The organism is Acinetobacter sp. YH12135 (assembly GCF_013418565.1).
Classification (GTDB): domain Bacteria; phylum Pseudomonadota; class Gammaproteobacteria; order Pseudomonadales; family Moraxellaceae; genus Acinetobacter; species Acinetobacter towneri.
In genome coordinates this window covers 76774-91486 of the sequence record NZ_VPBU01000001.1, presented here as the reverse complement: position 1 = coordinate 91486, position 14713 = coordinate 76774, and the positions used below count along the sequence as shown (strand labels likewise).

The following is a 14713-nucleotide window of genomic DNA, read 5'->3' as shown; positions in this document are numbered from 1 at the left end:
GTTTTTTATTTGTATTTCTGTTTATAATAGGTCAGTTTTTTGTCTGTATAAGTTCGAGCACATATTTATGTCATCTGGTTTTGAAACCTTAAATTTACATCCGCAATTGAAACAGGCTATTGATGCTTTGGGTTTCAAGGAAATGACGCCAATTCAGCAAAAGGTTTTAAAATTTACTTTGGCTGGACATGATGCCATTGGTCGTGCGCAAACAGGTACAGGAAAAACTGCTGCCTTTTTAATTAGTGTGATCAACGATTTATTGAATAACCCAATTCAAGGGCAGCGTTATCGTGGTGAACCACGTGCATTGGTTTTAGCGCCTACGCGTGAATTGGCTTTGCAAATCGAAAGTGATGCAAAAGACTTAACCAAATTTACCGACTTAAATGTGGTGACTTTGTTGGGTGGTGTAGATTTTGATAAGCAAAAGTCACAACTCAATAAAAACTTTGTCGATATTATTGTTGCGACACCAGGGCGCTTGATTGATTTTGTAGAACAAAAAGAAGTTTGGCTAGATCAGATTGAGTTTTTAGTGATTGATGAAGCAGACCGCTTGCTGGATATGGGCTTTATTCCATCGGTAAAACGTATTGTGCGTTATTCACCGCGTAAGGAACAGCGTCAGACGTTAATGTTCTCGGCAACTTTTAGTTATGATGTGTTGAACTTGGCTCAACAGTGGTTATTTGAACCTGTTACAGTCGAAATTGAACCTGAAAAGAAAACCAATGCCGATGTTGAGCAACGGGTATATATGGTTGCCAAAACCGATAAATACAAATTGCTTGAAGAAATTTTACGTGATGAGCCGATTGAAAAAGTCATGATTTTTGCCAATCGGCGTGATCAGGTGCGTAAGCTTTATGATCATTTAAAGCGTGATGGCTATAAAGTGGTGATGTTGTCAGGTGAAATTGCCCAAGACAAACGCTTAAAAATGCTGGATCAGTTTAAAAATGGCAAACATAACATCATGATTGCAACAGACGTTGCAGGGCGTGGTATTCATGTCGATGGTGTTTCGCATGTGGTGAATTTCACTTTGCCTGAACAGTCAGATGATTATGTGCACCGTATTGGTCGTACAGGTCGTGCAGGTACACGTGGTGTGAGTATTAGCTTCTTGTCGGAAGATGATGCGTTCTATTTACCAGAAATTGAAAAAGCCATTGGTCAAAAATTGCCATTAACACGTTTAGATGGTTATTGCTAATTACTCATTTAAGCTATTTTTTAGTTTAAATCCTGCTGTTCTTAGTTTAAAAGTCGCTCTCAGTGGAGCGACTTTTTTGTATTTGCTTCTTATGTCGTGCTGTAATAATTTACTTTGCCTGACATCTAAAGGTCAGCACAGTTTGATAATCATCATCACGGGCAATATCAGTATTACGTCCCGCAATTGTACCTAAAACAGTTGCTGCCGCCTGAATCATTTGTCCCGTTTGCTCATCGACTACACCTTTGAGTGCGCCGTTATAAGATGTTTTTTCATCAACCAAGACTGGAGCGGCACGAGTACCACAGGTTTTATTGGCAGCTGTAATTGCATTATTTTTGGCAATAATATTACTTTTACCTAAACCTGTGACTTCATATAGGTTGTTTTCTTTTTGAATGGCAAGAGAATTATTTGGCGTGGTGGCACATGCGGTTAAAAGTGCAAAAACGGCAAGGCTAGAAAAGGCGACTATTTTTTTCATATCTACCTCGGGGCTAAAACGCTGTAGCGCGTATTGTTTGTTGATGATATTTCAATTCAAATGTGTAGAGATTGAAAATAACAATTTGATCTAGTTGAACATAATCTGGATGGTTTTAGATGTAGACACTGTATAGGCTGTGTTGATAATTCGTCATTCATTTATACACATCAAACCCAATCCATAATGTATTTTCATGCTCTTAAGCTATAGATGAATGAGTCAAAGCTTTATTTTTAGATGTTTTGTGCTGGGTTATCTTAAAAGTGTAGACATACAGAATACTAATCAGAATCTTGCAAATAAGCATACGGAAATAGCGCAAATTTTTGAGTTTATGCTAATCTTAACCGAGCTTTTTGAAATAGTTATATAAGTCAATGACGGATACAGCGGTAGAAATCGTTCATCAAAATATTCATCAACGTCAGTCTACGGGGCAGTTAGTTGAACCTGCACCAAATACTGAGCAGCTAGAAATGGCTTTTCAGGCAGCTTTAACCGCGCCAGATCATCATCGTTTAAAACCTACGCGCTTTGTGGTGATTACTGCCGAGCAACGTGCAGCATTTGGTGAGTTACTTTCTCAAGCCTTGGCAGACATGGGCGAAACCGATGCGGTTCAGTTGGAGCGAGTGAAACAGCATCCATTTCGTGCGCCACTTTTAGTGTTGGCGTTAACGCAATTTCAGGATCATCCAAAAGTGCCACGTTTTGAGCAGACTTTAAGTACAGGCGCTGCGGTACAGAACTTTTTACTGTCTTTGCAGGCGCAGGGCTTTGCCAGTATGTGGCGTAGTGGGGCAGTCGTTGAGTCGAACTTGCTGAAACAAGCTTTAAACTTAAATGCAGATGATTTAATTTCAGGCATTATTTATGTGGGAACAGCGGCTAAAGCCATTCCTGCACGCGCTGAGTTGAATACGCAAGCTTATGTTCGTTATTGGAACGCATAAGTCTTTATTTTTAGGATATAACAATAATGTCAGAGTTAAATTTTGCCGATTTGGTTGAACCTGTAGCAATAGATCGAAAAACTGCGTTACGCATTACAGTGCTAGGTGGTGGCAGTTTTGGTACAGCAATGGCCAATACAGCAGTGCGTAATGGCTGCGACACGATGATTTGGATTCGTGATGAAGCGACTGCCAAAGAAATTAATGAAACGCATATTAATCGACGTTATTTGCCAGATTTTCAGTTGGAGCAGGGTTTAAGAGCCGTTTCAGATTTGGAAACTGCAGTTCGTGACCGTGACATTATTTTAGTGGCTATTCCAAGTCATTCTTTCCGTGATGTGTTGCGTCAAATTAAACCTTTTATTAGTGCGCAAGCAGTGGTGTCTTTAACCAAGGGTATTGAAGCCAAAACCTTTAGTTTTATGAGCGATATTATCCGCGAAGAATTGCCAGAAGTGCCGTATGGTGTATTGTCTGGCCCGAACCTTGCCAAAGAAATTGTGGCGGGGCAGCCTGCAGGTACGGTTATTGCCAGTCATTCTGAATTGGTGCGTTATGCGGTGCAGCAAGCTTTACACAGTGCGTTATTCCGTGTTTTTGCCAGCGATGATGTGAATGGTGTGGAATTAGGCGGTTCGCTGAAAAATATTTATGCAGTCGCAATGGGGATGGCTGCAGCTTATAACGTGGGTGAAAATACCAAGAGTATGATTTTAACTCGTGCATTGGCAGAAATGAGCCGTTTTGCGGTGAAACTTGGTGCAAACCCGTTGACCTTCCTCGGCTTGTCGGGGGTTGGAGATTTATTTGCGACCTGTAGTAGCCCGCTGAGTCGTAACTATCAGGTTGGTTATGCTTTGGGTAAAGGTAAAACTTTAGAGCAAGCCACCGAAGAATTGGGACAAACTGCCGAAGGGATTAACACTATTGTTCAGGTGTGGGCACGCTCGAATGAGTTGGATGTATATATGCCGATCACTTGTGCGCTTTATGAAGTGATTTTTGAGGGTGCACCACCGATGACGATTGCTTTGTCTTTAATGAAAAATGGGCATCGTAGCGATGTGGAATTTGTCTTGCCACATCATCAAGTCTAGTTATGGGTTCAATGCTATAAAGTGCTATCACTTGCAAAAACTTGTATGGAATATGACAGTTTGGTGAACTGAATTGTCATATTCTCAGGTTATACTGTGCGTTATATACAACCAGATAAACCTTAAATTTGCGCCACCCAATAAGGAAATAATATGCAACTGACTCTTGTTCGTCATGGTGAAGCCGCTCCTGCGATTATGGGCAATGATCATCAGCGTCCATTGACTGAGCGTGGTCATATACAAGCACAAGAAACGGCAGATTATTTAAAAAATATCATTCAGCCCGATGTGTTTGTAGTCAGTCCTTTACTGCGTGCACAAGAAACTTTGGCACATTTGCAGCAATATTTTAAAGATGTGCCTGTGGTGGTCTGCAATACCATTAAACCTGAAGATGATGCAAAAGTTGCTGTGGAATGGTTGTCACAATTGCCGTATGAGTCAATTGCAGTGGTGTGTCACATGAATGTAGTGGCGCACATGGCAGAGATTTTGACTTCAGAATCATTCCATCCCTATCATTTGGCAGAAGCACGGATTTATGAGCAGGCAGTAATTGCTGCGGGGCTTTCAACCCAAATCAAAAGTTTTATTCCAAACGCATAAAATAAATGTATAAAGTTAAATATAATTCAACGGTAGAACGATAATAATGCTGTATTTATGGATGCCAGAAGCCAATGGGGTTTGGCAATGGTCAAATGAGGAATACTGGACAGAGGCAGATAGTCTTGATGCCTTGATTCAGGCATTGCAGGCTTTTCAAGGAAAAGATGCTGTGGTGTTTTTCCCAAGCCGTGATGTGCAAATCATGCAACAAACTTTGCCTAAAGCTCAATATAAACAATTGGGTACCGATGGCGTGAAGTATTTATTAGAAGAATATACCGTATTGCCAATTGATGCGATGCAGGTGGTTCATCATTTTCAGCCACCTGAGCAAATAACCGTGCTGGGAGTTGCCAAGCATAGTATTGAAACCTATTTGCATGTATTAAGTTTGTTGCCAGTTAAAATCAGTGCATTGTTACCTGATTTTTTAATTTTGCCGCAACCTGAACCAGGGCAAACGGTGATTGGAAATATTTGCGGACGCTTGTTGGTACGTGAAAGTGAATTTTTAGGTTATTCAGTTGATGATCTGGCACTTTATCTAGATTATCAAACTGCAGAACGAAACTATAAAATCACCAACTTTAGTGCAGAACAAATGCAAAGTATTGAAGCATTTGCAACACAAGAACAATTAGAAAGCTTTCATTATGTAGTACCTGCATTAGTGAAAGCCAAACAGCATCCATTCAATATGCTGCCAAAATCCAAGCAAGACACGGGTGTTTCAGGTTATTGGAAAGCCTGTGCAGCAGTATTTCTTGGGATTTTAATTGTACAGTTTAGCTATGATGCACTGCGTTGGAGCAAACTTAAAAAAGTAGCAGATCAAACAGCGGTTCAAGCCATAGAACAATATCAATATTGGTTTGGTGCAAATAGTCGTATTACCGAACAAAATATTCAAAGCCAGTTTGAAAGTCAGGTACGCATGAGTAAAAATGCAGATACTCAAGCGCTGCAATTGCTCAGTCGTGTTGGCCCTGTGTTGATGCAAAATCAAATTGTGGCCAATCGTGTGAGTTTTGATGCCAATATGTTGAACATGGAATTGAATGCCAACTCGGCAGCGACCTTACAAGCGCTCACTCAGCAATTGAATCAGCAGGGTTTTAAGGTCGAGCTGGGTAATATTCAGCCGAGCGCGTCAGGTGCAGTAGGATTGGTGAAAATACAATAATGAAAGCCATGGAAAAAATGTCAACTTGGTTCGATCAACGTATTGAACTGATACAAGATTATCTAGATCGTTTAAATACACGTGAACGTGTTTTGGTGGTATTTACCACAATCTTTGTGATCGTTGCTGCTGTGGGTTCTGCGTTGTGGTATATGCATGCCGCAGCCGAAAAACAGCAAAAACGGGTAAATGACCTTAAAGATTTGGTGGTGGTGATGCAAAGTCATGCAGTCACCATGAAACCTGCCAATGATGCACAACTCAGTGCAGCCGATAAAATTCAGCGTGTGGCTCAGCAACAGGGTTTATCGGTTGCTTCGCAGCAAAGTGGTGACAAGATGCTACTGGTGGCGAGTCATGCCAATTATGCTGTGTTGGCAAATTTTTTAACCCAATTGGCGCAAATGGGTTTAAGTATCGAAAAAATGGAATTAATTTCTGAAGCAGGGCAGATTAAATTAACAGCGACAGTCCAGTAAAGGTTAAAAATAAAGTCCGAAACTCGGAAAATAAACCCATGTCAAGCATAGCGTTTTGACTGGGCTAAGCCTATAATATGGCGACTTAGAAAGCAGTAGACTTTTGCAGATATGTTGTATTCTCTAGCCCGCCCGTTGTTATTTTCTTTAGCACCAGAGCGTGCACATGAGCTGACACTATCACTATTGAAATCGAGCCATAAAATGGGCTTGATGCGTCAAAAGACTGTAGCGAAACCTGTGACGTGTATGGGAATTGAATTCCCTAATCCAGTAGGTTTGGCAGCAGGTCTAGACAAAAATGGTGCGTATATTGATGCCTTGGCTGGTTTAGGCTTTGGGTTTATTGAAATTGGTACCATTACGCCACGTCCTCAAGTGGGCAATCCGCATCCACGTTTATTCCGCATTCCGCAGGCCAAAGCCATTATTAACCGTATGGGTTTTAATAATGATGGGGTCGATCAGCTGATTGAAAACGTCAAAGCGGCAAAATTTAAAGGCATTTTGGGGATTAATATTGGTAAAAATGCCGATACGCCAGTTGAAAATGCAGTAGATGATTATCTGATTTGTTTAGAAAAAGTCTATAACTATGCCTCTTATATCACCGTAAACATTTCATCACCGAATACCAAAAACTTGCGCAGTTTGCAAAGTGGTGATGCGCTGACTGAGTTATTGCAAACCCTCAAACAGCGTCAGTTGGAGTTAGCCGAAGAACATCAACATTATGTGCCGTTGGTATTAAAAGTTGCTCCAGATCTAGACCCTGAAGATATTCAGTTTATTGCCAAACAATTATTGCAATTCAAAATTGATGGCCTGATTGTGACCAATACCACTTTGTCGCGTGAAGGCGTAGAAAACTTGCCGCATGGCGATGAAGCTGGTGGTTTATCGGGCGCGCCTGTGTTTGAAAAAAGTACTGCATGTTTGGCAGCATTTTCAGCAGCACTGAAAGGTGAAATTCCTTTAATTGGTGTCGGTGGCATTTTGTCGGGCGAACAAGCGGTTGCCAAAAAAAATGCAGGTGCAAGCTTGGTTCAGGTGTATAGTGGTTTAATCTATGCAGGTCCTGAGTTGGTTCAAGATTGTGTGAACGCCTTATAACTTATGAATACCATTGATATCGTTATTCTGATTCTCTTGCTTATTGGAGGGTTGAACGGTTTGCGACAAGGATTTATTAAAGCCTTTGCGAACTTGGTAGGATGGATTTTTGCCCTAATTGTTGCGGCAAAATATGCAGTTGTCCTAGCACCTTCGATGACAGCACTCAGTAGCGATCCTGTGGTACAAAAAATTGCAGCCTTTGCATTTATTGTCTTGGTAATTGTGGTACTGACCTGGATTGTAACCGCTGTTCTAAATGGTGTTTTAAAGAGCTTGAAGCTTGGCCCATTAAATCGTTTGGCAGGCGGTGCATTTGGTACCTTGAAAGGCTTACTCATTGTCCTTATTACCATTCAAGGCATTGGTCCTTGGGTCGAAAGCTCGCCTTATTGGAAACAGTCTAAATTTGTACAAACTTTATTGCCGTATGCACCGTGGGCAACAGAACTGTCCAAAGACGCTGCCAATGAGGCTTTACAGCACATCAAGTCGAAAGATGCCGCGCCATCTTCCGACATCGCATCTGACGCAAAAGAAAACCGCTCTGGCGCAGATGGCTCAACGAATAATCCTTTTTATTAATCCCTAGCTGGTCTGCGAGGTTGCTATGTGTGGAGTTGTTGGTATAGCTGGTAAATCACCTGTTAACCAAATGTTGTTTGATGCATTAACGATGTTACAACATCGTGGACAGGATGCAGCTGGGATCGTAACTTGCCACAATGGACGTTTGTTCTTGCGTAAAGATAACGGTATGGTGCGTGATGTATTCCATACGCGTCACATGCGTGCGTTGCAAGGTAATTATGGTATTGGGCACGTGCGTTATCCAACTGCAGGTTCATCTAGCAGTGCCGAAGCGCAGCCATTTTATGTGAACTCGCCGTACGGGATTACTTTGGCACACAATGGTAATTTGACCAATGCCGAAGAAATTCACGAAGATCTGTTTAAAACAGATTTACGTCACATGAACACCGATTCTGACTCAGAAGTGTTATTGAACGTATTTGCACATGAATTGCAAAAACGTGGCAAATTAAACCCAACTTCAGAAGATATTTTTCATGTGATCAGCCGTGTGCATGAGCGTTGTAAGGGTGCTTATGGCGTTGTTGCTATGATTACAGGTCAAGGCTTGGTTGGCTTCCGTGATCCAAATGGTATCCGTCCATTGATTTACGGTTCACGTGAAACTGAACAGGGCATGGAATATATTATTGCATCAGAATCTGTGGCAATTACTGCACTTGGCTTTAAAGTTGAACGTGATATTGCGCCGGGTGAAGCGATCTTTATTAATGACGCAGGTGAATTATTTACCCAGCAATGTGCCGCTAAACCTGAATATCGCCCATGTATTTTTGAGTATGTATATTTTGCTCGTCCAGATGCGACCATTGATGGTATTTCAGTGTATAAAGCGCGTTTGAAAATGGGTGAAAAACTGGCGCATAAAATTACCCAAGAGTGGGGCGAGCAACACGATATTGATGTCGTTATTCCAATTCCAGATACATCACGTACATCAGCTTTAGAATTGGCAAATACTTTAGGGGTTAAATTCCGTGAAGGTTTTATGAAAAACCGCTATATCGGACGTACCTTTATTATGCCAGGTCAGCAATTGCGTAAAAAATCAGTGCGCCAAAAACTGAACCCTGTAGAGCTTGAGTTTAAAGGCAAAAATGTACTGTTGGTGGATGACTCGATTGTCCGTGGTACGACCTGTAACGAAATTATTCAAATGGCACGTGATGCTGGGGCGAAAAAAGTATTCTTTGCTTCTGCAGCGCCAATGGTGAAATATCCAAACGTGTATGGTATTGATATGCCAGCCAAAGATGAATTAATCGCGTCTAACCGTAATCTCGAAGAAATTCGTGAAATTATTGGTGCAGACCGTTTAATTTTCCAAGATTTAGAAGATTTAAAACAAGCCGTTCGTACCCATAAAGTACCGCATTTAACTGAATTCGATTGTTCAGTATTTGATGGCGTGTATGTAGCTGGCGGAATTGACGAAGCTTATCTGAATGATCTTGAGCAAAAGCGCAACGACTTGGCTAAAAAAGGCAAAGATGGTTATATTGATGTCAATATTGATGCCGCGTCAGTAGACTTAACTGGTGTAAAAGAGAGTTAATTTTTTTTCTGATCAGCTCAGTGAGAAAAGCGGGAAATTCCCGCTTTTTTCATTTATGATGGTGGCTCAAATACAATGTAATTCAGGATGTTTACATTGAGGTCTGTGAGTAGTTACTTGATTAAAAACAAAAATATGATTTGGTCTGCAATTTTATGTTTGGTTGCAGTCGCTTTGACCATGTTTATCTTAAACACAGTTTTGGGTCTGTTGGTCTATTATGTCGATTCAAGCCAATCCATCTATTGGCACAGTCTAAGCCCATACTGGATTACGGTCTTGGTGCTGATTATGACAGTATCCGTCATTTTGGAATTTTACGTTTTTCGCTCAGGTGGTCATTCTTTGGCAAAACAATTGGGTGCGCGTCGTTTAACCCAGTTCGAAAGTACCCCAGAAGAAAGTACCGCACTTAAACTGACCGAACAATTGGCCGATACCTTTCAAATCCCAGCGCCTACTGTATATGTATTGCCCGATGAAATTGGGGTAAATGCCCTCACTGCAGGCTTTAGTCATAAAGATATTGTGATTATTTTGACTTGGGGTGCTTTGCAAAACTTGGATGAGCAAGAGCTTTATGGACTACTCAGCCATGAGTTTAACCATATTTTAAGTGGTGAAACCATTGATAATACCAAGCTTAAAATCCTCTACAGTAGCCTAACCACGTTTAGTAAGTGGGGCAGTAGCATCGCCAAACTTGGCTTTGGACAACATCGTGATGCACCGCCACATAAGTTAGCGACTTTTTTTGTTGCTGTAGGTGGTGGTATCTGGTTGTTTGGTAGCTTGGGCGTGTTGATTACCCGCTTAATTAAATATATTAGTCTAAGCGGACGTACCTTTAAAAATGATTTAAAAACCAAACGTTTGATTCAAAATAATGCCAATATTCAAACTTTGCTGCGAATTTATGTGCATCATGCAGGGTCGCAAATTCATAGTGAATATTCAGAATCTATTTCCCACATGTGCTTTGCTAACTCGCTCAGTCCGCAAAGCTGGATGAATATTCATCCAAGTATTGAAGCCCGTATTTTTGAGCTTGATCCAACCTTGGTGCAAGACTTACAACTCGAAAATTTGAAGCGTTTACGCAATCAGCCTTTGTTTAGCCTATTTCGCTCGTTAGAAGAAATGAATGCTGAATATTATGCGCCGTGGAGCTCGCCGCAACCTTTGCCTTTGCTGCGCTTGTCGCCGATTAGCTTTGCAATTAATGATGCAATTAAGCCACTCAAGCCTGAAATTCGCAATAACATGCCGCGTCCAGAGCTAATTCAGCGTGCCTTACAAACGGCAACGGGTTCGCGTGAGGTGATTGTCGCTATTTTGATGATTCGCCAATATCGTGAATTTATTCCTGCTGAAGCAGAAGTGAGTCGTGCAATTGTAGATGCTTTATTACATTTGGATGGGCGAGTACATATCTCGATTTTCCATGAAGCGTGTAAAAATATTGGTGGTATGCCGCTGAGTATCGCACGGCAGTTTCTAACCAAATTGGCAAAAATCATTCAGGAAGATGGCGAGATTGGTTTGTTGGATGCCTTGCTGCTTGAACGTATTAAGTTTGAATTGAACTTGCTGCCTTTACATACACCTGCAGCGTTACACGAAGTTAAACCGCAAATTGTACGTTTAATCGATGCTTTATTGCATGTGCAGCAAATTAATAGTGTTAATCAGTTAGATGTACGTGAACGTATTTTAGAACGTGTTTTAACTGCAGATGAATTGATTGATTATGAAGAAATTTCAGATGAACCGATTGATTTATCAGAAATTTTAAATGATATGGCAGGTTTGCTGCTGCGTGATCGACTGATGGTGTTAGGCATTGCTGAAATTTGTTTGTGGAATGACCGTATTATCACCCAAGATGAATTGGATGTTTTGGAGTTGCTCTATTGGCGTTTAGGTTTTAAAACCGAAGAAATTGTCGAGCAAATGCAAAAACAAAACAGTTTGATGATTGTGTGACACTGATTGACTAGGTGTGTTTAAAGCAGATTTTGAAAAAATACGAATAGGTCAGATTGGGTGAAAGAAAGCACAGCATTGTGCAGCCTTTCTAGGTAGAATAGGTGCTATCTTGCATGTTGTTCTGTGATAAATACGTGCAGCGAAAAATTAGATGGGTGATGATAAACATGATGGGGCATCAGCGTGACATTTTAGCCAGTTTGGGAATCGATATTTGGGTTTCCAGAATGGCTGTGTCTCAAACTTTGCCACAATCATCGGTTTGGCGCGACCAAGCTGCACCTGAAATACACAGCGAAATTATTGTTCCTGCTGCAGTACCTCAACAATTAAAACAACAACAGCCGATTATTCACGAAAAGCCTAAGCAAGAACCATCTCCGCAACATACGACAGTTGAAGCGGCCGCGCCAGAAGTTGTTCCTGAAGCGCGTGTCATGCTGCAAATTGAAGCATTTAGTATTGAAGCTTTGCAGTTGCCACATTGTGTCATTTTGGTAGAAAGCACTACCTTGAGTCAGGAACAGCAACAATTGTGGCGTAATATTCAACATGCGCTACAGGCCGAATATCACGTATTGCAATGGCCTTTTGCTTTAGAAGTATTACAAGACGGCATCGGGGTAGAAAATTATGTGCAAGGTTTTGTTGATGTCTTGAGCACAGATAAAAACATGCTGATTTTAGGTCAATTACCACATTTTAAATCTGAACAATGTTTGCATTTAGCCAGCTTGCAAGAGATGTTAGATCAACCGCTGTTGAAAAAAAGTCTGTGGGATGCGATACAAATCACATCGTTACAGCCTAAAGCCTAAGTCAATTCAGATATTTAAAACTCTACATATACAAGCAATTGTAGACACGAAACAGGGATAATCATGCGTAAAAAAGTGGTAGTGTTTAGTCAAATTGATGCAGAAATTTTAAGTAAGCTAGAGCAAGATTATCAGGTGGTGCAGGTCAGCCCGAAGTTGGGTGACGTGAATCAACAGTTGCTTGAGCATGTGCAAGATGCGGATGGCATGATTGGTGCAGGGCGCTTGCTTAATCAAAGCAACTTGCATACTGCGACTAAACTCAAAGTGATTTCGAGTGTAAGTGTCGGTTACGACAACTATGATGTAGATTATTTAACTCAACAAAAGATTAGTCTTTGCCATACACCGCATGTCTTGACTGAAACCACAGCAGATTTAGCCTTTACTTTATTGATGAGTGCAGCACGACAAGTGCCATATTTAGATCGGTGGACTAAACAAGGGCAATGGAAACGTACCGTGGGTGCAGCACAGTTTGGACAGGATATTTATGGTAAAACCATTGGTATTGTAGGTTTGGGGCATATTGGTGCGGCTATCGCACGGCGTGCATTTCATGGTTTTAATATGAATGTGGTGTACCACAATCGTCGTGAAAAAATGGAAGTGGCGAAGGCATTTAATGCAGAATATTTAAGTCTGGATGAATTGCTGCAACAGTCTGATTTTGTGGTACTGGCAGTCGATTTAAATGCAGACTCTAAAGCCTTAATTGGTCAGCGTGAACTTGATTTAATGCAGTCACATGCAATTTTGGTCAATATTTCGCGTGGTTCAGTCATTGATGAGCAGGCACTTATTCAGACTTTAGAAGCAGGCAAAATTTTTGCCGCGGCTTTGGATGTCTATGACAAAGAACCACTGCAAGAATCGCCATTATTTGAGTTAGATAATGTCGTGACTTTGCCACATATTGGTTCGGCAACCGCAGCAACTCGAAAAAAAATGGCAAATTTGGCCTATAAAAATTTGGTTGATGCGTTGGAAGGGCGTTGTCCGCAATATGTGGTCAATCCTGCATGCTATACGCTTTAAAGTTAAAGATGATTTGGTAAAAATTGATAACACATCATTGCAAATGCGTTCATTTTTCAATGTTATAGTGAATCATTATGCAAGATATGTATTTGAGATCATCCATTGAAACGTCTATTACTGATTTGCGGTTTGAGTTTTGCCAGTATTGCGACAACCCAAAGTGCCAATTTAACCACCACACCACAATTTAATGTGCCTGAAATAGGTAGTGGTGTGGGATTAATTGATCAGCAAAAAGAACGCAGTATTGGTGAAAAAGTCTATCGGGAAGTGCAGCGTAAAATGCCTGTCACGCAAAACCTGTGGTTGGAAGATCAATTAATCAATACATTTTCGCATCTACTCAGCCAAACTCAGTTGGGGCAACCCATTGGGCTACTCATTATCAATGATCCACAAATTAATGCTTTTGCTGTGCCAGGCGGTTTATTTGCGCTAAACACAGGTCTCATTAATTCTGCCCGCAATATGGATGAAGTTGCGGGTGTGATGGCGCATGAAATTGCCCATGTGTCGCAACGTCATTACAGCCGATCCCAAGAGGCATTTAAAGGACAGGGTTTGTTGGCACTGGCTGGGGTTGTGGTTGGTGCATTGGTTGCCTCACAAGCCGATGGTGATGCAGGCGCAGCGGTGATGATGGGTTCTCAAGCCGCTTTAATGGATCAGCAATTGACTTATAGCCGTAATCAGGAACGTGAAGCAGACCGTATTGGCATGCAATATATGTATAGCGCAGGCTATAACCCACAAAGCATGGCAGACTTTTTTGAGGTGATGCACCGTACTACGAGTCGAGTGAGCTTCTTACCTGACTTTTGGTTTACCCATCCCTTAACCACAGAGCGGATGAGTGAGGCGCGTTTACGTGCCAATCAATTGCCACCAGTGCCAACCTCGCTGCGTGATGAAGACTTTGAGATTTTAAAGTTATATAGTTTGGTGGTTTCGCAGCAGGCGACAGAACAGCAGCTTAAAGCATTTGCAACCCGTAACCATTTTGCGGCGAATTTGGCTTTGGCTTATTTTTATAGCCAGCAAGGCGATTTTGTTTTGGCGCAACAAAGTATAGATCAGGCCAAAAGTCACAATCGTTTACATAATTTATTGACACTTATTCAAACTGACATTTATTTAGGGCAAAATAAAATTGATTTAGCGCTCAAAACAATTGGTTCACCTGCGCGAATTATGCCTGAAAATCGTGCGCTGAATTATAAATGGGCCGAGGTTTTGATTCGTCAAAATCAAACTACGCAAGCAGAAAGTATTTTGAAGGATTTCTTGCAAAAAAATCCACGTGATTTATCGGCATGGAATTTAATGCAGCAAGCGGCAAATGTAGACCGAAGCTCTGCATTACGCACGGTAAATGTGTTACGGTATCGTGCAGAAGTACAGTATTGGTCAGGTTGGGAAGAAGAGGCAATTAAATCATTACTGCACGCGCAGCGTTTAGCCAAAGACAATCAGGCGATGTCGGCAAATATAAAAAACCGTGTGACTGAAATGCAAAGAGAACGACAGTTAAAAATATAAGTCGGGCGTACATACGGTGGCATAACAA

14 protein-coding genes are annotated in these 14713 nt (G+C 41.3%); 13 read left to right on the top strand and 1 reads right to left on the bottom strand.

Annotated elements, in window-relative coordinates; all coding sequences use genetic code 11:
* The first annotated feature begins 67 nt into the window (after positions 1-67).
* Positions 68-1219: an ATP-dependent RNA helicase RhlB gene (gene rhlB, locus FTU70_RS00410; RefSeq protein WP_004971493.1), complete on the top strand. Its 1152-nt coding sequence runs from the start codon at positions 68-70 to the stop codon at positions 1217-1219.
* A gap of 109 nt (positions 1220-1328) precedes the next feature.
* Here rhlB and FTU70_RS00405 read toward each other — a convergent pair whose 3' ends face one another.
* Positions 1329-1706 (bottom strand): hypothetical protein, encoded by a 378-nt coding sequence (locus FTU70_RS00405; protein WP_004971490.1) that lies wholly within the window; start codon positions 1704-1706, stop codon positions 1329-1331.
* A gap of 380 nt (positions 1707-2086) precedes the next feature.
* On the opposite strand from FTU70_RS00405, the gene FTU70_RS00400 reads away from it, so the two are divergent.
* The 12 genes from FTU70_RS00400 (at position 2087) to FTU70_RS00345 (ending at position 14685) form a co-directional block, all read left to right on the top strand.
* On the top strand, positions 2087-2662 hold the full coding sequence (locus tag FTU70_RS00400; protein WP_131261340.1) for a nitroreductase: 576 nt from the start codon (positions 2087-2089) through the stop codon (positions 2660-2662).
* 26 nt (positions 2663-2688) lie between these two features.
* On the top strand, positions 2689-3762 hold the full coding sequence (locus FTU70_RS00395; RefSeq protein WP_180059806.1) for an NAD(P)H-dependent glycerol-3-phosphate dehydrogenase: 1074 nt from the start codon (positions 2689-2691) through the stop codon (positions 3760-3762).
* A 153-nt stretch (positions 3763-3915) separates the two neighbouring features.
* Positions 3916-4371 (top strand): histidine phosphatase family protein, encoded by a 456-nt coding sequence (locus FTU70_RS00390; protein WP_004971483.1) that lies wholly within the window; start codon positions 3916-3918, stop codon positions 4369-4371.
* A gap of 46 nt (positions 4372-4417) precedes the next feature.
* Positions 4418-5557, top strand: coding sequence for a type II secretion system protein GspL (gene gspL, locus FTU70_RS00385; protein WP_154320851.1), 1140 nt, complete (start codon positions 4418-4420; stop codon positions 5555-5557).
* Positions 5557-6036 (top strand): type II secretion system protein GspM, encoded by a 480-nt coding sequence (gspM, locus tag FTU70_RS00380; RefSeq protein WP_096902527.1) that lies wholly within the window; start codon positions 5557-5559, stop codon positions 6034-6036. The genes gspL and gspM overlap by 1 nt, the downstream gene beginning before the upstream one ends.
* A 111-nt stretch (positions 6037-6147) precedes the next feature.
* Complete coding sequence (locus tag FTU70_RS00375; protein ID WP_179989335.1) at positions 6148-7149, top strand: quinone-dependent dihydroorotate dehydrogenase; 1002 nt, start codon at positions 6148-6150, stop codon at positions 7147-7149.
* A gap of 3 nt (positions 7150-7152) precedes the next feature.
* The gene (locus FTU70_RS00370; RefSeq protein ID WP_004971476.1) at positions 7153-7734 is read left to right on the top strand and encodes a CvpA family protein; all 582 of its coding nucleotides are present in this window, start codon (positions 7153-7155) and stop codon (positions 7732-7734) included.
* 25 nt (positions 7735-7759) lie between these two features.
* A complete protein-coding gene (gene purF / locus FTU70_RS00365) occupies positions 7760-9298 on the top strand; it encodes an amidophosphoribosyltransferase (protein WP_180059805.1) in 1539 nt (512 codons plus the stop codon).
* Positions 9299-9394: 96 nt separating this feature from the next.
* A complete protein-coding gene (locus tag FTU70_RS00360) occupies positions 9395-11284 on the top strand; it encodes a M48 family metalloprotease (protein WP_180059804.1) in 1890 nt (629 codons plus the stop codon).
* 170 nt (positions 11285-11454) lie between these two features.
* Entirely contained in the window at positions 11455-12105 is a 651-nt protein-coding gene (locus tag FTU70_RS00355; RefSeq protein WP_004971470.1) for a hypothetical protein, read from the top strand.
* 63 nt (positions 12106-12168) lie between these two features.
* Positions 12169-13143, top strand: coding sequence for a D-glycerate dehydrogenase (locus FTU70_RS00350; RefSeq protein ID WP_180059803.1), 975 nt, complete (start codon positions 12169-12171; stop codon positions 13141-13143).
* Between the two features lie 105 nt (positions 13144-13248).
* Positions 13249-14685 (top strand): M48 family metalloprotease, encoded by a 1437-nt coding sequence (locus FTU70_RS00345; RefSeq protein ID WP_179996947.1) that lies wholly within the window; start codon positions 13249-13251, stop codon positions 14683-14685.
* The last annotated feature ends 28 nt before the right edge of the window (positions 14686-14713 follow it).